Annotated in this window: 20 protein-coding genes; 8 read left to right on the top strand and 12 right to left on the bottom strand. The window is 75.2% G+C overall.

Annotated elements, in window-relative coordinates; genetic code table 11:
* The first annotated feature begins 28 nt into the window (after window positions 1–28).
* The gene (locus tag ACFLFB_RS01145) at window positions 29–2212 is read left to right on the top strand and encodes a hypothetical protein (RefSeq protein WP_392543870.1); all 2184 of its coding nucleotides are present in this window, start codon (window positions 29–31) and stop codon (window positions 2210–2212) included.
* On the opposite strand, the gene ACFLFB_RS01140 is transcribed toward ACFLFB_RS01145, so the two are convergent.
* The 5 genes from ACFLFB_RS01140 to ACFLFB_RS01120 form a co-directional block, all read right to left on the bottom strand.
* Window positions 2148–3641, bottom strand: coding sequence for a hypothetical protein (locus tag ACFLFB_RS01140; RefSeq protein ID WP_392543869.1), 1494 nt, complete (start codon window positions 3639–3641; stop codon window positions 2148–2150). The genes ACFLFB_RS01145 and ACFLFB_RS01140 overlap by 65 nt on opposite strands.
* Window positions 3626–4369: a glycosyltransferase family 2 protein gene (locus ACFLFB_RS01135; protein ID WP_392543868.1), complete on the bottom strand. Its 744-nt coding sequence runs from the start codon at window positions 4367–4369 to the stop codon at window positions 3626–3628. The genes ACFLFB_RS01140 and ACFLFB_RS01135 overlap by 16 nt, the downstream gene beginning before the upstream one ends.
* An 82-nt stretch (window positions 4370–4451) precedes the next feature.
* Window positions 4452–5336, bottom strand: a complete 885-nt coding sequence (locus ACFLFB_RS01130; RefSeq protein WP_392543867.1) for a DUF5926 family protein — start codon at window positions 5334–5336, stop codon at window positions 4452–4454.
* Window positions 5337–5359: 23 nt separating this feature from the next.
* Entirely contained in the window at window positions 5360–5899 is a 540-nt protein-coding gene (locus ACFLFB_RS01125) for an ATP-binding protein (protein WP_392543866.1), read from the bottom strand.
* 9 nt (window positions 5900–5908) lie between these two features.
* Entirely contained in the window at window positions 5909–6748 is an 840-nt protein-coding gene (locus ACFLFB_RS01120) for a glycerophosphodiester phosphodiesterase family protein (RefSeq protein WP_392543865.1), read from the bottom strand.
* A gap of 164 nt (window positions 6749–6912) precedes the next feature.
* Here ACFLFB_RS01120 and ACFLFB_RS01115 point away from each other — a divergent pair, with 164 nt between their 5' ends.
* From ACFLFB_RS01115 to ACFLFB_RS01105, 3 genes are all read left to right on the top strand, one after another.
* Window positions 6913–7419, top strand: coding sequence for an RNA polymerase sigma factor (locus tag ACFLFB_RS01115; protein WP_392543864.1), 507 nt, complete (start codon window positions 6913–6915; stop codon window positions 7417–7419).
* The gene (locus ACFLFB_RS01110) at window positions 7416–8006 is read left to right on the top strand and encodes a methylated-DNA--[protein]-cysteine S-methyltransferase (RefSeq protein WP_392543863.1); all 591 of its coding nucleotides are present in this window, start codon (window positions 7416–7418) and stop codon (window positions 8004–8006) included. Before ACFLFB_RS01115 ends, ACFLFB_RS01110 begins: the two co-directional genes overlap by 4 nt.
* Before the next feature lie 79 nt (window positions 8007–8085).
* Complete coding sequence (locus tag ACFLFB_RS01105; protein WP_392543862.1) at window positions 8086–8778, top strand: alpha/beta fold hydrolase; 693 nt, start codon at window positions 8086–8088, stop codon at window positions 8776–8778.
* Here ACFLFB_RS01105 and ACFLFB_RS01100 read toward each other — a convergent pair.
* Together ACFLFB_RS01100 and ACFLFB_RS01095 are read right to left on the bottom strand one after the other, a co-directional pair.
* Window positions 8768–10360 carry an LLM class flavin-dependent oxidoreductase gene (locus tag ACFLFB_RS01100; protein WP_392543861.1) on the bottom strand — a complete coding sequence of 531 codons (1593 nt, stop codon included), beginning with the start codon at window positions 10358–10360 and terminating at the stop codon, window positions 8768–8770. The two genes, ACFLFB_RS01105 and ACFLFB_RS01100, sit on opposite strands and share 11 nt — an antisense overlap.
* Window positions 10357–10761: a tetratricopeptide repeat protein gene (locus ACFLFB_RS01095; protein WP_392543860.1), complete on the bottom strand. Its 405-nt coding sequence runs from the start codon at window positions 10759–10761 to the stop codon at window positions 10357–10359. The genes ACFLFB_RS01100 and ACFLFB_RS01095 overlap by 4 nt, the downstream gene beginning before the upstream one ends.
* Window positions 10762–11076: 315 nt before the next feature.
* On the opposite strand from ACFLFB_RS01095, the gene ACFLFB_RS01090 reads away from it, so the two are divergent.
* From ACFLFB_RS01090 to ACFLFB_RS01080, 3 genes are read left to right on the top strand one after another with little or no spacing between them, the layout of a single operon-like run.
* Window positions 11077–12651 (top strand): MFS transporter, encoded by a 1575-nt coding sequence (locus ACFLFB_RS01090; RefSeq protein ID WP_392543859.1) that lies wholly within the window; start codon window positions 11077–11079, stop codon window positions 12649–12651.
* Window positions 12651–13301, top strand: coding sequence for a TVP38/TMEM64 family protein (locus ACFLFB_RS01085; RefSeq protein ID WP_392543858.1), 651 nt, complete (start codon window positions 12651–12653; stop codon window positions 13299–13301). The genes ACFLFB_RS01090 and ACFLFB_RS01085 overlap by 1 nt, the downstream gene beginning before the upstream one ends.
* Before the next feature lie 59 nt (window positions 13302–13360).
* Entirely contained in the window at window positions 13361–14206 is an 846-nt protein-coding gene (locus ACFLFB_RS01080) for a hypothetical protein (protein WP_392543857.1), read from the top strand.
* A gap of 126 nt (window positions 14207–14332) precedes the next feature.
* Here the strand turns inward: ACFLFB_RS01080 and ACFLFB_RS01075 are convergent, their stop codons facing one another.
* The 5 genes from ACFLFB_RS01075 to ACFLFB_RS01055 all read right to left on the bottom strand — a co-directional run bounded on the left by ACFLFB_RS01075 (window position 14333) and on the right by ACFLFB_RS01055 (window position 18318).
* Window positions 14333–15271: a DUF808 domain-containing protein gene (locus ACFLFB_RS01075; protein WP_392543856.1), complete on the bottom strand. Its 939-nt coding sequence runs from the start codon at window positions 15269–15271 to the stop codon at window positions 14333–14335.
* Between the two features lie 119 nt (window positions 15272–15390).
* Complete coding sequence (locus ACFLFB_RS01070) at window positions 15391–16584, bottom strand: RNA polymerase sigma factor (protein WP_392545455.1); 1194 nt, start codon at window positions 16582–16584, stop codon at window positions 15391–15393.
* 77 nt (window positions 16585–16661) lie between these two features.
* Window positions 16662–17021, bottom strand: coding sequence for a YciI family protein (locus ACFLFB_RS01065; protein WP_392543855.1), 360 nt, complete (start codon window positions 17019–17021; stop codon window positions 16662–16664).
* A gap of 127 nt (window positions 17022–17148) precedes the next feature.
* Window positions 17149–17907, bottom strand: coding sequence for a GAF and ANTAR domain-containing protein (locus ACFLFB_RS01060; protein WP_392543854.1), 759 nt, complete (start codon window positions 17905–17907; stop codon window positions 17149–17151).
* Window positions 17908–17985: 78 nt separating this feature from the next.
* Window positions 17986–18318 (bottom strand): hypothetical protein, encoded by a 333-nt coding sequence (locus ACFLFB_RS01055; RefSeq protein WP_392543853.1) that lies wholly within the window; start codon window positions 18316–18318, stop codon window positions 17986–17988.
* A 91-nt stretch (window positions 18319–18409) separates the two neighbouring features.
* Here ACFLFB_RS01055 and ACFLFB_RS01050 point away from each other — a divergent pair, with 91 nt between their 5' ends.
* Complete coding sequence (locus ACFLFB_RS01050) at window positions 18410–19420, top strand: sigma-70 family RNA polymerase sigma factor (protein WP_392543852.1); 1011 nt, start codon at window positions 18410–18412, stop codon at window positions 19418–19420.
* Window positions 19421–19457 lie beyond the last annotated feature (37 nt).

Below are 19457 nucleotides of genomic sequence, written 5' to 3'. Positions count from 1 at the left end.
GCCCGGCCCGGTTGCGTACCCTGAGCCCGTGCTGCGCAGAGCCCTCGCCCTCACGGTCGCCCTCGCGACCGTGGTCGTGGGGCTCGTCATCGGGTGGTCGCCTGCCTCGAGCGCGACCTCGGGCGCGCAGCCACGGGCCCAGCCCACCGGCGCCGTCGTCGTCATCGGCACGGGCGGCATCGGGTGGGCCGACGTCAGCCGCAAGGACACCCCCAACCTGTGGCTGCTGCTGCGCGACGGCTCGTCCGCGGCCCTGTCGGTGCGCTCGGTGTACTCCAACACCTGCCCGGCCGACGGCTGGCTCGGCCTCTCGGCCGGAGGACGCGCCGCCGCCCCCCGCACCGGCGACGCCTCGAACCCCGCCGACCGGCCGTGCGCCGAGGCGCCGATGGTCGTGAACGACCAGGTCCAGGGGTGGTCGACCTTCGTCTCCGCCGCCGAGGGCGAGCGCTTCGACACCCGCCTGGGCCTCATCGGGACCACCGCGGCCCAGCAGCAGGTGTGCGTGCGCACCGTGGGCGCGTGGGCGGCGGTCGGGGGAGCCCGGGCCGACGGCTCGGTCGAGCAGCCCATGGCCTTCGACGCCCAGAACCTCCTCGAGGACCTCAACGCCTGCCCCGTGACGCTCGTCGACGTCGGCTCGCTGCGCGACCCCACCGACGTCGCGCAGGGCGAGCCGCGCCCGCGCTCGCGCGCCGACCAGCTGCGCGAGATCGACGCCCGCATCGGCCAGGTCGTCGAGGCCGGGCCCAACGGGGCGGACTACGTCGTCGGCTCACTGTCCGACGCCGGGAAGAGCGAGCGGCTGCGGCTCGTCGTGGCCCGCGGCCCGCACTTCGGCCCGGGCCTGCTCGTCTCCGACTCCACGCACCAGAGCGGCCTGGCCCAGGCCCCCGACCTCACCGCCACCGTGCTGTCGACCGTCGGGCTGCCGGTGCCCCCCGGACTCGGCGGCTCACCCCTCGTCAGCGAGCCGGCCCCCGACAACTCCGAGCGCCGCGCCGACGACCGCCTCACCTCGCTCGTCGACTACGACGAGGCGAGCCACGAGGTCCACGGCCTCGTCGAGCCGTTCTTCACCGTCTTCGCCTACGGCCAGCTCGCCATCTACCTCCTCGTCCTCCTCGTCTGGAAGGGGCGGCTGGGGTCGGAGAAGACCCGCGTCACCGTCCTCCAGCGGGTGCGCGTCGTCGCCGTCGTGGCGTCGGCCGTGCCGGTGTCGACCTTCCTGGCCAACCTCCTGCCGTGGTGGCGCTTCGCCGTCCCGATGGTCTCGGTGGTCGCGGCGGTCGGCCTCTTCGTCGCGATCATCGCGACGGCCGCGCTGCGCGGGCCGTGGGCGCGGTGGGCCCTGGGGCCGATGGCGTTCGTGTCGCTGATGACGATCCTCGTCCTCACCGCCGACGTGATGACCGGGGCGCGGCTGCAGCTGTCGTCGCTGATGGGCCTGCAGCCGGTGGTCGCCGGGCGCTTCTACGGGATGGGGAACCCCACCTTCGCGCTCTACGCGACGGCCGTCATCCTGCTGGCCACGGCGGTGTCGTCGGCGCTCGTCCTCGCCGGGCAGCGACGCACGGCGGCCATCGCGGTCGCGACCCTGGGCGTGTTCGCGATCCTCGTCGACGGCCTGCCGTTCTGGGGCGCCGACGGTGGCGGCCCACCCGCCCTCCTCCCGGCGATCGCGTACCTCGTCCTGGCCGTGCTGGGGCTGAGGCTCACGTGGAGGCGGGCGCTCGTCATCGGCGGCGGGGTGGTCGGGCTGTCAGTCGTCGTCGCGGTGGCCGACTGGCTGCGCGGCCCCGAGCGCCGCACCCACCTGGGCAACTTCGTGCAGGCGGTCATCGACGGCAACGCGGTCGACATCGTCGTGCGCAAGGCCGAGCAGAACTGGACGATCCTCACCTCGAACATGCCGCTGACCCTGCTCGTCCCGGCGGCGCTGCTCTTCGTCATCTACCTGATGGCGCGGCCCACCTCGTGGGGGTCGCGGGCGATGCGCCGGTCCTACGAGCAGGCGCCGACGCTGCGCGCCGGGCTCGTGGCGCTGCTGACCGCGCTGACGATCGGCTTCCTCGTCAACGACTCGGGCGTGGCCATCCCGGCCGTGGGTGCGACCCTCGCGGTGCCGCTCATCGTCTCGGTGGCGCTCAACGCCCTCGTCGAGGAAGCCCGCTCCGCGGCCACGACCCGCGCCGCACGCCGGCGACGCTGACGAGCACCCACAGCGCGAGCCCCACCCACGGCACGATCCCACGGCGGACGCCGAGCGTCACGTCCTCGACGGCCGGCGTCATCCCGAGGACGCGGCCCGGCACGTAGGCGAGACCGAGCGCCACGAGGCGCAGCAGGGCGAGGACGTCGACCGGGCCGGCGGCGACGGCGGGCAGGGCGCACCACACGAGCAGGTCGTACCAGGGCAGCGAGTAGGGGGCCGCGAGCGAGTAGGCGAACCCGAGGCATGCGGTCAGCCACAGCGCCGCAGCGACCGGGTCGTGGGCGGCGGCGGGCCGGGTGAGCCGGACGAGGCAGGCGGCGAGGGCCACCGCCAGCAGGGCCGCGGCGACGCTGATGAGGAGGCGCGTGGGCGCGTTCCCGACCATGTCGCGCCCCCACTCGAGCAGCGGGCGCCAGGGGGTGGCGAGCGAGACGGCCTGGCGGCTGCGCAGCAGCTGGTCGTAGACGTGCGGGCCGGCCCAGGCCTGCAGCGCGCCGCCCACGACGACGAGGCCGACGACGAGGGCGGCGGTGCGCTGCGCGAGCGCCCGGCCGCGCGTGCCGGTGAACCACCAGGCCCCGACGATGCCGACGGCCACGACGCCGTAGGTGATCTTGGTCGAGCCGGCGAGGGCGACGAGGGCCCCGGCGGCGGCCGTGCCCACGGCATCCGCCCGCCAGCGCAGGACGGCCACGGCCGCCACCACGAGGGCCGCGGCCACGACGTCGATGTGCGCGCCGAGGACGCCGACCCCGAGGACGAGCGGGTTGAGGGTCCACAGGACGTCGATGCGCCCGTGGGCGTCGTCGTCGAGGACGCGGCGCAGCAGGGCGCGCACGGCCAGCCAGGCGAGGACGACGAGGACCTGCCAGGCCCAGACGCCCTGGCGCAGGTGGTCGCCACCGAGGAGGGCGGACAGGCCGTGCAGGAGGGTGCCGAACGGGCCGTAGACGCTGGGCTCCTCGGTCCAGGGCGCCTCCACCCGGCTCGTCACGGGGTCGAGGCCGCCACCCCAGTCGACGGGCCGCTCGACCCACGGGTCGCCGCCCGTGACGAGGATGCGCCCGTAGGCGAGGTAGCTGACGTGGTCGCCCGAGCCGAAGGGGGCGGTGAGCAGGGCGAGAACGCCGATCCCCGCGGGGACGGCCCACGACCCCAGGGCCGCGGCGCGCTGCCGCAGGCCGAGGAGGACGGCCGCACCGCCCGCGAGGTAGGCGAGCCAGAGGACTGCCGTGACCGCGGCGGGGCCGAGCGCGAGTGGCAGGAGCGTCCCGGGTGCCCAGCCGCGCGGGGCGAGGTCGGGCTGGGCGGCGTTCGGGGCGGAGAGCCCGACGAGAAGCAGCAGGCCGACGGACAGGGTGAGGAGGACCCGCCGCGCCGTGGTCGTCGCCGAGCGGGTCGGCGCGGTGCTCAGCCCTGCTGCCACGGCCGCCAGCCGCGCCGGACGAGGGCGAGCCACACGTCGCGGTACTGCTGGGCCCGGTGCACCTGGCCGCGCCAGTCGGTGCCGCTGACCCGGTGCTGGAGCTCGCAGGGCACCTCGAGGACGGTGAGCCCCGCCCGCAGGACGTCGACGGTCAGGGCGGTCTCGACCCCCCACCCGCGGGCGAGCGGGCTGGCGGCGTCGACGGCGCGCGGGCTGAGGCAGCGCATCCCCGAGAGGGGCTGCACCGCACGGAAACCGGTGAGGTGCTCGATGCCGCGGCGGGCCAGGCCGACGACGAGGCCGCGGCCTCCACCCGCCTTGAGCTGCGCCGGGAGGGTCGCGATCGTCATGTCGGCCTCGCCGGCGAGGACGGCGTCGGTGAGGACGCCGAGGTTGGCCGCGGTCTCCTGGAGGTCGCCGTCGACGAAGAGCAGGGCCGACCGCCAGGCCTCGCCGGGGTCGCGGCGGGCCGCCTCGGCCTCGAGCTCGCGGACCCGGCGGATGCCGCTCTCGAGCGCTGCGGCCTTGCCCCGGTTGCGGGGGTGGCTGACGACGTCGGCGCCGGCCTCGCGGGCGACGGCCGCGGTGTCGTCGGTGCTGCCGTCGTCGACGACGACGACCGTGGCCACCTGGGGGAGCGCCGCCACGGCGGCGACGGTCGCGGCGATGCGGTCGGCCTCGTCCTTGCACGGGACGATGGCGGCGACGCGCGCCGCGAGGGCGCTCACGCCCGGCCTCCCACCCCGCGGTGAGTGCGGAAACGGCAGCCGGGGCAACCACTTCCGCACTCGAGGCGGGGGTGACGGGGCATCAGCGGAGGGTGACCTGGCGGCTGAGCAGGCCGGACCGGGCGCGCCGCTCCTCGGCGGTGAGCGCGACGTCGGAGGCGAGGGCCTTCTGGTAGCGCTGGTGCCAGGCGGCGAGCTCGTCCTCGTAGTCGTCGGCGCCGAGCTCGGGGTCGAGGTCCCAGACGGGGACGAGCAGGCCGCACGCGCGGAAGGCACCGAGGAGGCGGGTGTCGCCACCGAGGGCGTCGTCGCCGGCGGCGTGGAGGCGGGAGAGCGCGTCGGTGGCGGCGTCCTCGTCATCGGGGAGGACGAGGCGGATGTGCGCGCGGTCGCCGATGCGGACCCAGTACGCCGAGGGGAGCGACGTCATCCGCGAGGTGGGGACGATGCTCTCGTTGGCGCGGGCGAGCGACTCGGCGGCGTCGCCCTCGAGCTCCTGCTCACCGACCCAGAAGTCGAAGCCCTCGTGGAGGGTGACCTCGAAGGTCGCGTCCTCGAGGACGTCCTGGAGGCGCGGGCTGTCGGCGGTGACCGGCGGGGTGGACAGCACCGGGACGCCGGCGTCGACCGCGAGTGCGGCGAGGAGCTGGGCGGCGAGGTCGCGGCTGGCGTCGCCGCTCGCGTTGCCGGACTGGGTGCCGATGAGGACGGTGCCGTCGGCGCGGTGCAGGCCGGGCCACGCCATCGGGAGGACGGTGGCGACGGTGGCCTCGGAGGGCGCGCCGTCGGGGACGTGCGCCGACTTCACCGTGATGGTGGCGGTGGCCGAGGGGAGGATCTCGCGCATCGCGACCCAGTCGGTCTCACCCGCGAGGCCCTCGAAGGGCCGCCGCTCGAACGGGACCGGTGCCGGTCGGGACCGGCGGGTCGTGTCGGTGCCGTGCTGACGTCGAGAAGCCTTGCCCATGCGCGCCACCCTAGTGGGAGCGCTCAGGTGGCGCGGCGCCGGCTGGGGCCGCCCAGGGTGGCCCACACGACGTTGCCCGTGCGGTCCTCGGTGACGCCCCACTCGTGGGCGACCGAGCGCACGATGCGCAGGCCGCGGCCCGACGACAGCCACACCGAGCGCGGTGCGGGGCGCGGCACGCTCTCGCCGCCGCCGTCGGTCACCTCGACCTCGACGACGTCGCCGCGGATCTTCCAGCGCACCCGGATCGTGCCGTCGGACAGGGGGCGCGCGTGGCGCACGGCGTTGGTGAGGAGCTCGGAGGCGACGATCTCGGCCTCGTCGACGAGCTCCTCGGGGAGGTCGCGCGTCTGGAGGTCGGCGACGACCTCCTTGCGCACCTTGCCGACCGAGGCCGGCTCGTGCGGGGCGCGCAGGGAGCAGACGATGCTGTCGGCGCCGGGGCCCGGGGCCTCGGAGACCATGAGGCCTGTCTCACCGGCGCCGGCGCGCTCGGTGGCCCCGGGGTGGTGGTCGCCGTCGTGGTCGCCGTCGTGGTCGGCGAACGAGGAGTGCGTGGTCACGGGCACAACCTAGTCCGATCGGGCCATGCGGGCGATGACCATCGCAGGACGGTTCGTGATGATGACGTCGACCCCTTGCTCGATGCAGCGGTCGACGTCGGCCTCCTCGTCGACCGTCCAGGCGTAGACCTGCCGGCCGCGACGGTGCAGACCGGCCACCATCTGGGGGCGCTTGCGCAGGAGCCGGACGTCCAGACCCACCGCGCCGACCCCCTTGGGGAGGACCCCGTCCCACGCCATCGCCTGCAGCCCGGCCTCGACGAGGTAGACCAGCGGCACCCGCGGCGCGACCTTGTGCACCCGCATCAGGGCGCGGCGCGAGAAGGACATGACGCGCACGTGCGGACGGCCGGGCTGGTCGCCGCCATCGAGGTCGAAGAAGCGCAGGGCTTGCACGAGGATGTGCTCGACGTCGGCGCCGTGGCGGGTCGGGTGCTTGGTCTCGATGAGCGTGACGACCTCCTCGCGGGTGTCGACGAGGGTGTCGAGGAGCCGGCGCAGGGTGAGCAGGTGGCCCCGCTCGGGGTCGGCCTCGGGGGTTTCGGACTCGGCGGCCCCGCGCTTCCACGAGGCCCAGTCGAGCTCCTCGAGGGTGGCGAGCTCGAGGGTGGAGACGGCGCCGTCGCCGTTGCTCGTGCGGTTGACCCGGCGGTCGTGGACGCAGACGAGGTGGTGGTCGGCGGTGAGCCGGACGTCGCACTCGACCCCGTCGGCCCCGTGCTGGAAGGCCCGGCGGTACGCGGCAAGGGTGTGCTCGGGTTCCTCCTCGCTCGCGCCGCGGTGGGCGATGACGAGGGGGCGTCGTCGCTGGGGTCGCGCGGTCTCCTGCTGGCGGTCCTCGACGTCCACGCCCCCATTCTTCCCACGTCAGGGTGCGCGCGCGTGCGCACCCCGCCGAACCGCCCCATCTCGCGGCGAGTGCGGACGTGGTCGCCCGGGCTGCCACTTCCGCACTCACGGCCGGAGGGAGCGGGGGTGGCTCACACTCCGGGAGCCCCTACCGTTGGACGACCGTGAGCCTGCCCCCCTTCCAGCACCTCGTCGACGAGCACTGGCGCGACGTCGCCCGCCTCGCCCACGCCCTCGCGCCCGGGAACGGCGACGACGTCGCCCAGCAGGCCTGGACCCAGGCCCTCGCGGCCTACCCCCGGCTCACCCACGCCCGCAACCTGCGCTCGTGGCTCCTCACGATCACCCACCGCTGCGCGATGGACCAGCACCGCGCGGCTCGCCGGACGACACCCCACGACGACCCGGCCTCGCTCGCCGAGGCGCCGGTCGTCATCGCGCCCGATGCCCCCGACGGCACCCTCTGGGCGCTCGTCGCGGCGTTGCCCGAACGGCAACGGGAGGCGGTCGTCCTCCGGTTCGTGGGCGACCTCGACCACCGTGCCGTCGCCGCCGCCCTGGGCACGACGCCCGGCATGAGCCGCCGGCTCGTCTCGGACGCCGTGGCCACCCTCCGCCTCGACCTCGCGGCCGCGGGCGCCTCCACCGTCATCAGCAAGGACCTGTCATGAGCACTGCCCCGAACCCCTTCGCCTCCTTCTCGCCCCCGCCCGCGGGGCCCCCCCAGCTCGGCCCGACCGACGTGTCGTACGTCGTCGAGGACACCGCGGTCGGCCGGCTCCTCGTCGCCGTCCGGGACGACGGACGGGTCGTGACCTGCGCGTACGTGCCGGATGACGCGGCCGAGGAGCGCTGGCTGGGTCGGGTCGCGGGGTCGGTGAGCCCGCGCGTCCTGCGCCACCCCGGGGCGACGGATGCCGCGCGCCGGGCCCTGGATTCCTTCCTCGCGGGCCGCTCGCGCTCGGTCGACGTGACGCCCGACCTCGTCCTCGCGACGCCCTTCCAGCGCGAGGTGCTCGGCGGCCTGGCGTCCCGGGTCGGGTACGGGCGGCGCACCACGTACGCCGAGCTGGCCCGGGCGGTCGACCACGTGGGCGCGGCGCGGGCGGTGGGGAACGCGCTGGGCTCCAACCCGCTGTGCGTCGTCCTCCCGTGCCACCGGGTGCTGCCCGCGTCGGGCGGGGTCGGCGGCTACGCCGGGGGCGCCGCCGCCAAGAAGCACCTCCTCGCCCTCGAGGCGGCCCACGCCACCGCGTGACGTCCGCCGGCGCCCCCGCACCTCCGCTGTCCGCGGAGGGGGCTTGTGGTGAGGGCCCGCCGTGCCGGAGGGTGCACCTGTGGTGCGGACCGAGCGGGTCGATGTCGGCGGGCTGACCCTTGCCGTGCGCGTGTGGCCGTCCTCCGACGGAACCGTCTCCCCGCCGCTCGTCCTCCTCCATGGCACCGGGATGACGGCCCGCGACTGGGACGCCGTCGGCCCGGCCCTGGCCGTCGGCCGTGAGGTGCGGGCCGTCGACCTGCGCGGCCACGGCGAGAGCAACCGGCCCGGCACGTACTCGATCGCGCTCATGGCGCAGGACGTCGTCGCGCTGCTCGACCTCGCGCACGAGCCGCAGGTCGACCTCGTCGGGCACTCGCTCGGCGGTCTCGTCGCGCTGCGCGTGGCCGCAGCGCGGCCCGAGCGGGTGCGCCGGCTCGTCCTCGAGGACGTCGGCCTGCCGCGGCCCCGCACCCCGGCCCCGCCGGCGCGCCCCGAGGGCGACATCTACTTCGACTGGGACGTCGTCGAGCAGGTGCGTCCGGAGGTCGACGACCCCGCGCCCGACTGGCCCGACGTCGTGGCGGGCCTCGCGATGCCCGTCCTCGTCGTCGCCGGCGGCCCGGCCAGCCACGTGCCGCAGGACGGCATCGCCGACCTCGTCGCGGCCGCTCGCGACGGCCGGTGCGTGACCGTCGACGCCGGCCACCTCGTCCACGCCACCGAACCGGAGCGCTTCCTCGAGGCGGTCGAGGACTTCCTCAGCGCATGAAGCCGTGCCGCGCCAGGGGGTGCAGCAGCTCGCGCTCCTCGTAGGAGAGGTGCGACAGCAGGGTGTCGGTGAGGAGGTCGACCACGGCCTGCAGGCGCTCGAGGGCGCCGGGCTCGTCGCCGACGAGGGCCACGAGGGCGCGGTCGACGTCGTCGAGGACGTCGTGGATGACCTCGTGCTCCTCCTCCAGCCGGTCGATGACGGGGGCGGCGTCGGCGTCGGTGCGGCGCAGGTACGGGAAGATCCCGGTGTCCTCGAGGCCGTGGTGACCGGTGACGACCCGGCAGTACGACTCGCAGTAGGCGCCGAGGGTCCAGTTGTTCTGGCGCATCGTCATGGCGTTGACCGCCGACCGCGCCGCGCCCACGGCGAGGTGGCCTCGCACCACCTGGTCGACGACGTCGCGGACCTGGGCGAGCTCGGAGCGCAGGTGGTCGTGGACGTCGACGAGGTGCTGCGGCGCCGCGAGCTGGTGGGCCGAGTAGCCCTGTTGCGCAGCCGGATCCGGACGTGTCGGGTAGGTCGGTCGGGTCGACTCGTCCCAGGGGAGGGCGCGCGACAGCCGCACCCCGTCATCCGGCGTGGGCACCACGACCGGTCCTGACGGGGCGGGGACGGCGGGGGCAGCCTCGGGCTGTGTTTCGTCCCGCACCACCACCGACTCCGTTGCGGCAGAGGGCTCCTCGGGTTTTGATGCCCGACGCTCACGCTCGGTGGCCACGAGGTCGCGGACCAGCGGCGCGACCTCCTCGCCGAACCGGCGCACGTCATCGGGGTCGTCGGTGCCGAGGATGTAGGTGGCCATGCCCTGGTCGAGGGTGAGGCCGGCGAGCTGTTCGGCCCACTCGCCGGGCCGGCCCCGCAGGAAGCCACCGCCGGAGCCGAACGACCCCGACACGTTGTAGAGCCGCCGCACTGCCTCGGGTCCGCGCCCGGCGGCCACGGCGGCGTCGTCGATGCGGGCGTTCATCTCACCGAGGACGTCGGGGTCGGCGTAGCCCATGCTCGGCAGCCACCCGTCGGCCAGGCGCCCGGTGACCCGCAGCATCCGCGGCTTGTACGCCCCCAGCCAGATCCCCACCGGGTGCGCCGGTCGCGGCCCGGCGTGCAGCCCGACCGCCCGGTGGTGCACGCCGTCGACGCGCACGCTGCCCTCGCCCGACCAGACCGCGCGGATGATGGCGATCGCCTCCTCGAGCGCGTCGACCGCCTCGCCCGGGGCCAGCCGGCGCCCGCCCGCGGCCTCGATGGCGTCCCAGAAGGCGCCGGTGCCCAGACCCAGCTCGGCGCGGCCTCCGGTGAGGAGGTCGAGCGACGCGACCGAGCGCGCGAGGACGACCGGCTGCCGCAGGGGGAGGTTCGCGACGTTGAGGGCCACGCGCAGGGTGGAGGTGCGGGCGGCGATGACCGACAGCAGGGTCCAGGCGTCGAGGTGCCGCGCCTGGTACGGGTGGTCCTGCACGGTCACGAGGTCCAGGCCGCTGACCTCCGCGACGTGCGACAGCTCGACGGCCCGCTCGGGGTGGGCGGCGTCCGGCGAGGGGAAGAGCCCGAACTCGAGGTCGTGCCCGTAGTCGGTCACGCCCCGCCGCCCAGCCTGCGGTCGTCCTCGTCGTCGCGCGGGAGGCGGCCCGTGCCGGCGTAGCCGCCGAGCAGCTCGGCCATCGCGAGGTGCGGCTTGGCCTCGGCGTGGCGGCCCTGGCGCTGCAGGGTGCGGCCGAGGACGAGGTTCGCGTACGCCTCGTCGGGGACGTCGACGAGGATCGCGCGCACGACCCGCTCGGCCCGGGTCAGCTGGGCCGAGTGGTAGTAGGAGCGGGCGAGGAGCAGGCGCAGCTCGGTGGTGCCGTGCAGCGGCGGCTCGAGGGCGCTGTCGTCGACGAGGGCCGACAGCGCCTCGGCGGCGGCCTGGTACTCGCCGTGCTCGAACAGCCCGCGGGCGTGCTCGTAGCGCTCGGCCATGGTCAGCCGGGGAGTGCTCATGGCCCCCACAACACCACACCCGGCACCCCTGTTCCGCGCGCACGCGGCAGCCGGGTCGAGGTGAAGGACGACCCGACCCGGCATCGGGTCGAGGTATTCGGGCGGTGCGCGACGCGGGCCGAATACCTCGAACCACCCCAGCCCGGCGCTGTTCGAGGTGATGTCCGACCACCTCCGGGTCGGGTTTCACCTCGACCCGGCATCGGGTCGAGGTATTCGGGCCGTGCGGGACGGGGGCCGAATACCTCGAACCGGCGGAGCCACGGAGGGTCGCGCTCGCCGTCGGTCGCCCACTCGGGAGAAGATCGACGCGAGATGAGCGAGTTCGACCCGATGCAGCGACCGCCCGGCGTCCCGGGCGGCGGCCCGGCGTCGCCGCCCACCGAACCGCTCCGCCCCGAGCCCACCTCGCCACTGCCTCCCTACGACGCATCGCCCCCACGCGATGACGGCCCCGCCTCCACCGCCGCCCGCGAGCGCCGGGCCCGCGACCGGATCGCCGACGCCGGCCGGGCCGCGCGCCGCGGCGGACAGGCAGGCGCCCGTGCCGCAGCAGGCGGAGGACGCGTCGCGGCCGGGGGTGGCCGCCTCGCCGCCCGCGGGGGGCGCTTCGCCGCCCGCAAGTTCCGCGCCTTCGCCGCCGCCGACGGGGCCGACGACAGCGGCCTCGCGCGCCTCACCGAGATGCACGCGGTCAACGTCGCCGCCGATGCCGCCCTCACCATCTCCCTCGCCGGCACCGTCTTCGCCCTGCCCACCGACGAGGCCCGCGGCCGGGTCGCCCTCTTCCTCGTGCTCACGATGGCGCCGTTCGTGCTCCTCGCGCCGCTCGTCGGCCCGCTCCTCGACCGGTTCCGCCACGGGCGCCGCTGGGCCCTCGGCACGACGCTCGCGACCCGCGCCTTCCTCGCCTGGGTGCTCGCGTCGGCGGTGGTCGAGGACAGCCCCTGGCTCTTCCCCGCGGCCCTGGGCTGCCTCGTGGCCAGCCGCTCGTACGCGGTCGCGCGCGCGGCGGCGATCCCGCGCCTCCTGCCGCGCAGCATCAGCCTGGTCACCGCCAACTCGCGCCTGACCATCGCCGGGCTCATCGGGATGGTGCTCGGCGGAGGCATCGCGGGCGGCCTGGCACAGGTCGGCCCCGACTGGTCGCTGCGCTTCGCGTTCGCCGTCTACGTCGCGGCCACGGTCCTTGCCATCCGCCTGCCCCCGAAGGTCGACGCCACCCTCGGCGAGGTCGACCTCGACGGCGTCCCCGTCGGCACCGGCCCGCTGCCCACGGCCGGCCGCGGGGTGCGCCGGATGCGGGCGCTGCCACGGGCGGTGCGCTACATCCTCTGGATCACGTCGGGCGCGCGGCTGCTGTCGGGATTCCTCGTCCTCTTCCTCGCCTTCCTCATGCGCGAGCACCCCATCCCCGGCTGGGCGGGCCCCACGGTGCTCGCCCTGGTGGCCGCCGCGGCGGGGATCGGCAACGCGCTCGGCTCCGTGGCCGGGAACCTGCGCCGCGCCCCCTCGCCCGAGCTGATGTCCGGGGTCCTCGCCCTCGTGACCATCGCGTCCGGCGTGCTGACCGCCGCCTTCTACTCGGTGTGGACCCTCGTGGCGCTCGGCCTCGCGACCGGGGTGTTCGGCCAGCTCGTCAAGCTCTGCCTCGACGCCGTCATCCAGCGCGACGTCGCCGAGCACACGCGCGCCCGGGTCTTCTCCTGGTCCGAGACGATCCTCCAGGCGTTCTGGGTCGTCGGCGGCGCCATCGGGATCGCGATCCCGCTCGAGCCCGTGCTCGGCTTCACCATCGTCACGGTCCTCCTCGCCGCCCTGTGCGCGGTGGCGGTCCGTGCCCGGCGGATCGGCGCCGCGGTTCCGGCCACCCCCGCCCACCCCGCCTGATGACGCCCGCCCGCCTGCGGCTCGCCGGCCTCCTCCTCGCCATCGCCGTGGGCGGGGTGATGGCGTGGCTCCTGCTCGGGGAGGACCTCGCGGTGGTCCGCTCGGCCGTGCGCGACGCCGGGGCCTGGGGTGGGCTGGTCTTCGTCGTTCTCCACGTCGTGGTCTGCCTGGGACCGGTGCCCCGCAGCCTCCTCGGGGCGATCGCCGGCGCACTGTTCGGCGTGGGAGGAGGCATCGCGCTCTCCCTCGTCGGGTCGGTCCTCGCTGCAGCGCTCACCTTCGCGATCGCCCGGCGGCTGGGACGCGAGGCCGTCGCCCAGCTGACCGGACCGCGCATCGACCGGGTCGAGCGCCTCCTGCACGACCAGGGCCTCGTCGCCGTGGTCGTGGCGCGGCTGACCCCCGTGGCGCCCTTCGTCCTCACCAACTACGGCGCCGGGCTGAGCGCGGTCCGCACCCGCGACTACGCCCTCGGCACGCTCGTGGGCGTGGTGCCGGGGTCGGTCGCCTGGGCCACGGTGGGCGCGAGCGCCGGGCGTGACTCGACCACCCTGCTCGCCGTCGCCAGTGCCGCCACCCTCCTCCTCGTGGTGGCCGTCCTGACCGGACGGCGGCTCGGCGCCCGTCGCGTCGACGGAGCGGCCGGATGAGGTTCCCGTCGCCGTGGCGCGACCGAGGGAACGGCGTCCCGACGGCCTACATTGGCCCGGTGCAGGGTCAGGACCGGGACGTCGTCGAGTGGTTCTCCGACCGCGGCCTGTCGGCCCTGCTCGACGACACCCGGCTCGGCCGGGGTGGCGCGTGGCGGGCGCTGCGCACGGTGGTGTCGGTCGTCGTGTTCGTCACCCGTGAGCTGTGGAGCGGCCTCGTGTCGACCGGGCCTGCGATGGCGCGCACCCTGCCCCTGCTCCTCGGCGTCGTCACGTTCTTCTTCTTCACCGCCGAGGTGTGGCAGTCGGTGGGGATGCTGTCGGGCGGGGCGTACACGGCGGCCGTCCTGCTGTTCGTCGTCGTCAGCGCGGCGTTCCTCGGCAGCCGCAAGCGGCTCGACCTCGGCGCCCTCAGCACGTTCGACTCCACCGCCGACCTGGAGGAAGCCCTCGCCGGGACTCCGCTGCAGGACAGCGGGTCCGACCTCGAGGCACCCGTCACCTGCCCCCTGACCCCCGGCCAGACCCGCACCCTGCGGCTCGTCGCGACCGTGTCGCGGCTCGTCGTGACGGCCGTCGTCGGGGCGGGCGTCCTCGTCTTCTTCACCGTTCTCGGCACCGTGGCGGTGCCGACGCAGGTGGTCGGCGCGTGGACCACGGTCGACCCCGCGGTGCTCGCCGAGATCGCCACCGACCGACGGACGTTCGCCGTCACGGCGCCGCTGCTGAAGGTGGCGGGCTTCCTCGCCGCGTTCTCGGCGCTCTACTACGCGGTCGTCTCCGTGGTCGACCCGACGATGCGCCAGGAGCTGCGCGACACCGTGACCGAGACGGTCCGCGGGGCCTGCGCGGCCCGGCTCGTCGTCCTGCGCGCCGACGAGGCCACCGACACCTCCGCCGCCTGACCCTGCCCCTGCTGCGGGCTCTGGTCCACTCGGTCGGATGGCGTCGACCTGCGGGGATGGCGGTGCGAACGCGACGCCATCCGGGCAGATGGACCAGAGCCGACGGGGTGGACCAGAGCCCGCAGGTCAGTGGGCGGCGGGCTCGCTGTCGCCCGAGCGCGCCTTCTTCACGGTGGTGATGACCGCCACGACGACCGCCCCCACGACGAGCCCGATGACGGCCGACACTGCGGTGTTGACGACCCAGCCGAGCGCACCGCCGCCCACGGCCTCCTCCCAGTGGTGGACTGTGTCGTAGAGCCAGTGCCAGCCGAGCTCGTCGACCCCGACGAGGAGGATGTGCCCGCCGACCCAGAGCATCGCGACGATGCCGACGGTGGAGAGGACGGCGAGCAGCTTCGGCATCCCCGCCACGAGGCCGCGGCCCACCGCCTGCACCCCGCCGGACTCGCGCTGGGTGAGCGCCAGCCCGATGTCGTCCATCTTCACGATGAGCGCGACGACGCCGTAGACGAGCACCGTGATGGCGATGGCGACGACCACGAGGATGAGCGCGCGCGAGACGAACGGCTCGGTCTCGACCTCGTTGAGCGCGATGACCATGATCTCGGCGGAGAGGATGAAGTCGGTGCGGATGGCGCCGCCCACCATCGTCTTCTCGTGGTCCTCGTCGCCGTCGACGGCGGCCGGGGTCTGCTCGTGCTCGTGCCCGGAGACCTTCTCCCAGATCTTCTCGGCGCCCTCGTAGCAGAGGTAGGTGCCGCCGACCATGAGGATCGGGGTGAGCAGCCACGGCAGGAACTGCGAGAGCAGCAGGGCCGCCGGCAGGATGATGAGGAGCTTGTTGCGCAGCGACCCGACGGCGATCTTGCGGATGATCGGCAGCTCGCGGTCGGCCGTGAAGCCCTGGACGTAGCGCGGGGTGACGGCGGTGTCGTCGACGACGACGCCCGCGGCCTTGACGCTGGCCCGTCCGGCCGCGGCACCGACGTCGTCGATCGAGGCGGCCGCGAGCTTGGCGAGCGCGGCGATGTCGTCGAGGAGGGCGACGAGTCCACCAGCCATCGGGGGTTCCTCCAACGGTCGAGGCGGGCACAGGGCGTGCACAGGGAGTCGGACGGGCCCACGCTAGCCGCTCGCGCCGCATGCCGAGGTCGCGCCCGCCGCCCGTGAACAGGGTGTGCTCAGGGCAGGGCGGCGCGGCGGCGCTGGAGGAAGGCCTGCTCGGCGGGGTTGCCGGCGAGGGCCAGGGCCCGGTCGTAGGCCGCCCGGGCCTCCTCCGCCCGCCCCAGCCGCCTGAGGAGGTCGGCCCGGGTCGCGTGGAACGGGTGGTAGCCGTCGAGCGGGCCGGCCAGCCCGTCGACGACCTCCAGCCCGGCCGCCGGCCCCGCCACCTCGGCCAGCGCGACGGCCCGGTTCAGCGCCACCACCGGGGTCGGCGTCACAGCGACGATCTGGTCGTAGAGCGCGAGCACCTGGTCCCACGCGGTGTCGGCGGCGGTCGGGGCGTCGGTGTGCACGGCGTTCACCGCGGCGAGCAGCTGGTAGTGACCGGCTTGGTTGCGGCGCAGGCACTCCCGCACCAGGGCATGCCCCTCGGCGATCTCCGCGCGGTCCCAGCGCGAGCGGTCCTGCTCGTCGAGCGTGACGAGCACGCCCTCGTCGTCGACGCGGGCCGACCGGCGTGCGTCGGTGAGCAGCATGAGCGCGAGCAGCCCCGCGACCTCCGGCTCGTCGGGCATCAGCTCGCGCAGCAGCCGGCAGAGCCGGATGGCCTCGGCGCACAGGTCCTCGCGCACGGCGACCGCGCCGGACCCCGGCAGGTGGCCCTCGGTGAAGACCAGGTAGACAACCGCGAGGACACCGGACAGCCGCTCGGGAAGCTCGTGGTCGGGCGGCACCCGGTAGGGGATGTTGGCCGCGGCGATCTTGCGCTTGGCCCGGGTGATCCGCTGCGCCATCGTCCGCTCGGGGACGAGGAACGCGTCGGCGACCTCGGGCACGGTGAGGCCGCCGAGCAGCCGCAGGGTGAGGGCGACGCGCGACTCCGGAGCCAGCGCCGGGTGGGAGCACGTGAACAGCAGCCGCAGCCGCTCGTCGACGACCGACGTGACGGGCAGCATCGGGTCCTCGGGTGCGCCCAGCATGTCGGCCTCCTCGTGACGGGCCTGGCGGGTGGACTCCCGCCGCAGCCGGTCGAGGGCGCGGTTGCGCGCGACGACGGTGAGCCAGGCACCCGGGTTGGGTGGGACGCCCTCGCTGGGCCAGCGACGGACCGCCTCGACGAAGGCCTCCTGGGCCATCTCCTCGGCGAGGTCGAGGTCGCGGAACCGAGCGGTGAGGGCGGCCACCACCCGGCCGAACTCGGCGCGGTACACCGCGTCGAGGTGGGCCCCGCCCCCCGGCGCGGCCTCCTCGGGGGAGGGGAGGGCGCCGGGGGCGGTGGGGTCCTCGGTCACTCGCCCTGGAAGGGGCGGACCTCGACCTTGCCCCGGCAGGCCTTCGACCCACGAGCCGCGATGGCGAGCGCCGCGTCGAGGTCGGGGGCGTCGATGACCCAGAAGCCGCCGATCTGCTCCTTGGCCTCGCTGTAGGGGCCGTCGGTGGTGACGGCCTCGCCGCCGGTGCCGTCGACGACGGTCGCGGTGTTCGGGGAGTGCAGGCCGCCGGCGAACACCCAGTTGCCGCTGGCCCGGAGCTCGTCGTTGAAGGCGCCGGTGTCGGCGTACGCCTGCTCGCGCTCGGCGGCGTCGGGGTAGATGTCCTCGGGGGTCGCGTCCTTGTCGTGCCAGACGGACAGCAGGTAGTGGGTCATGACTCTCTCCTCGCGGTGACGGGCGGCGGCCGGGTGCCTTGCCCTCACCCTCTCCACGAACGGGACCCCACGGATGCGACCGTGCCGACGAAACTTTCTCGGAAGAGTGTCGCGCGCGGTCGTGACCTCAGCCCCGCGGCGCCTCGTCGGGAACCCCGGCCGGCCACCGCGAGATCGCCAGCACGCCGGTGTCGGCGACCTCCGTGGCGATGTCGGCGACCTTGCGGTTGGCGTCCTGGCTGGCGACGCGCAGGACGTCGAACGCCTGCTCGCGGGTGAGCCTGTGGGTCTTCATGAGGATGCCCATGGCCACGCCGATCTCCCGGTTCGACTCCAGCGCACTGCGCAGGTTGGCCGCCTTGTCCCGCGCCACGAGGGCGGTGACGAGCAGCGAGCCGTGCGTCGCGAGGACGAGGCCGGCGCCGACGTCGCGGTGACCGAACGCGTCGACCTCGGGCGAGAAGACGTTGAGGCAGGCGATCGCGTCGGAGTCGTCGAGCAGCGTCAGCCGGTGCGCGAGCACGCTGCGCACCCCGGTCTCCGCGTTGGCGCGGGCGCCCCACTCGGGCCACCGCTCGTCGCGCGTCACGTCGCCCGTGACGTAGACGTTGTCGTCGAGCACGGCGTCGACGCACGGGCCCGAGCCGATCTCGTACTGGAGGGCGTCGGCGCGCGGCGCGATGGCGCCCGTGGACGCCTCGCTGCGGAACCGGCCGCCGCGCAGCACGGTGATGCTCGCGCTCGACGCCTGCGGGATGTGGTCGGTCGTGGCCTCGACCAGCGCCTGCAGCGGTGCACCGCCCTCCACGGTCGCCCGCCCGGCGACCAGCGTCATCGCCTCGGCGAGGCGGAGGAGGTCGTCGGAGGAGGTCGGCAGGGAGGCCACGAGCACGAGTATGCACCCGCAGGTCGGCACCCCACGGCGGCCGACCACGCCCCGGCCACGACCGTGCCACGACCGTCGTCAGTCGAGGACGGGGCCCCGCCCGATGGCGTCACACACCTCGTCGAGCGAGGTGTAGCTGCGGGTGCGCGACAGCCCGGACACCCGGCAGGCGAGGCGGATCGGCTCGCGGCGGCGGACGAGGTGGGCGAGCAGGTCGTCCTGGTGGGTCGGGAAGGGGTGCGTGGCGAGGGCGACCCGCAGGTCGGCGAGGTCGCGCTCGAGGGCCTCGGCCGGGCCGGGCGGCTGCACGGCGAGCGGGGTGACGGTGGCGGCCGAGGCCGCGGCGACGGGGGAACGAGGGGCCGGGTCCGCCGGGTGCGCACGCACCGGTCGGTCGCTGGTCTGGGTCATCGCGGACCTCCTCGTCCCCCGGGGTCCGGGCGGTCTGCGCCCGTTTCCCCCGGCTGACCTTCTCACGTACCCGAGCCGATCGAGCCCAAACGTGCAGGTCCAGCGCTCGCCGGTCGGCCTGGCGATGATGCCCCGTCCCGAGACCCCCGGTGGACCCCGTGGCCGCGGTACGGTCGGAACGGCCCTCTTCTGGGCCTCGGTCCGACAGCGCGCCGACCCGTTCGACGAGGACGTGTCCATGGCGTATTCCGGTTCCCTTGCCGCCCCTGCGGCCCCCACCACCACCGCTTCCACTGGTGCCCCCGCTCCCACCGCCTCGGAGGTCGACCACCTCGACGTGGTGGTCGAGCCCCTTGCGGTCGAGCTCGCGCTCGTCGCCCCGGAGGACGAGGCCCGGCGGTCGGCCCTGCGCGAGCGGATCGTCCTGCTCGCCCTCCCGCTGGCCGACGGAGTCGCCACCCGGTACCGGGGGCGCGGCATCGACACCGACGACCTGGTGCAGGTCGCCCGCACCGCGCTCGTCAAGGCCGTGCGGCGCTACCGCCCCGGCGCGGGCCCCGGCTTCGCCGCCTACGCGACCCCGACGATCTCCGGCGAGGTGAAGCGCTGGTTCCGCGACCACGGCTGGGCGGTGCGCCCGCCGCGCCGCATCCAGGAGCTGCGGGTGTCCCTGCTCTCCGAGGAGGAGCGCCTGCGCCACGCCCTCGGCCGCCATCCCGCCGAGGACGAGCTGGCCTGTGCGCTGGGCGTCACCCGGGCCGACGTCGGCGACGTGCGCCGGGGTGCCGTGGCCTACCACGCGACCTCGCTCGACGAGCCGGTCGGCGACGGCGACCTGGGCGACCTCGTCCTCGTCACCGAGTGCCCGTCGGGGACCCTCGCCACGCGCGACGCGCTGCGCCGCGCCATCGCCGTGCTCCCGGACCGCCAGCGCCTCGTGCTGTCGCTGCGGTTCGTCGACGAGCTGACCCAGAGCGAGATCGGGGAGCGCATCGGGGTGAGCCAGATGCAGGTGTCGCGGATCCTGCGGGCCACCCTCGACCGCCTGCGCGACGACCTCGCCGACGAGCCCGCGGGCACCGGCGCGTCCACCGCGGCCTGACCCGCCCAGGGCGTCCCCGGCCGCCCACCGCCGGGGA

This window comes from Oryzobacter telluris, assembly GCF_043099285.1.
Lineage (GTDB): Bacteria > Actinomycetota > Actinomycetes > Actinomycetales > Dermatophilaceae > Oryzobacter > Oryzobacter telluris.
Note: the sequence above shows the minus strand (reverse complement) of the source record. Positions and strands in the feature narration are given on the sequence as shown.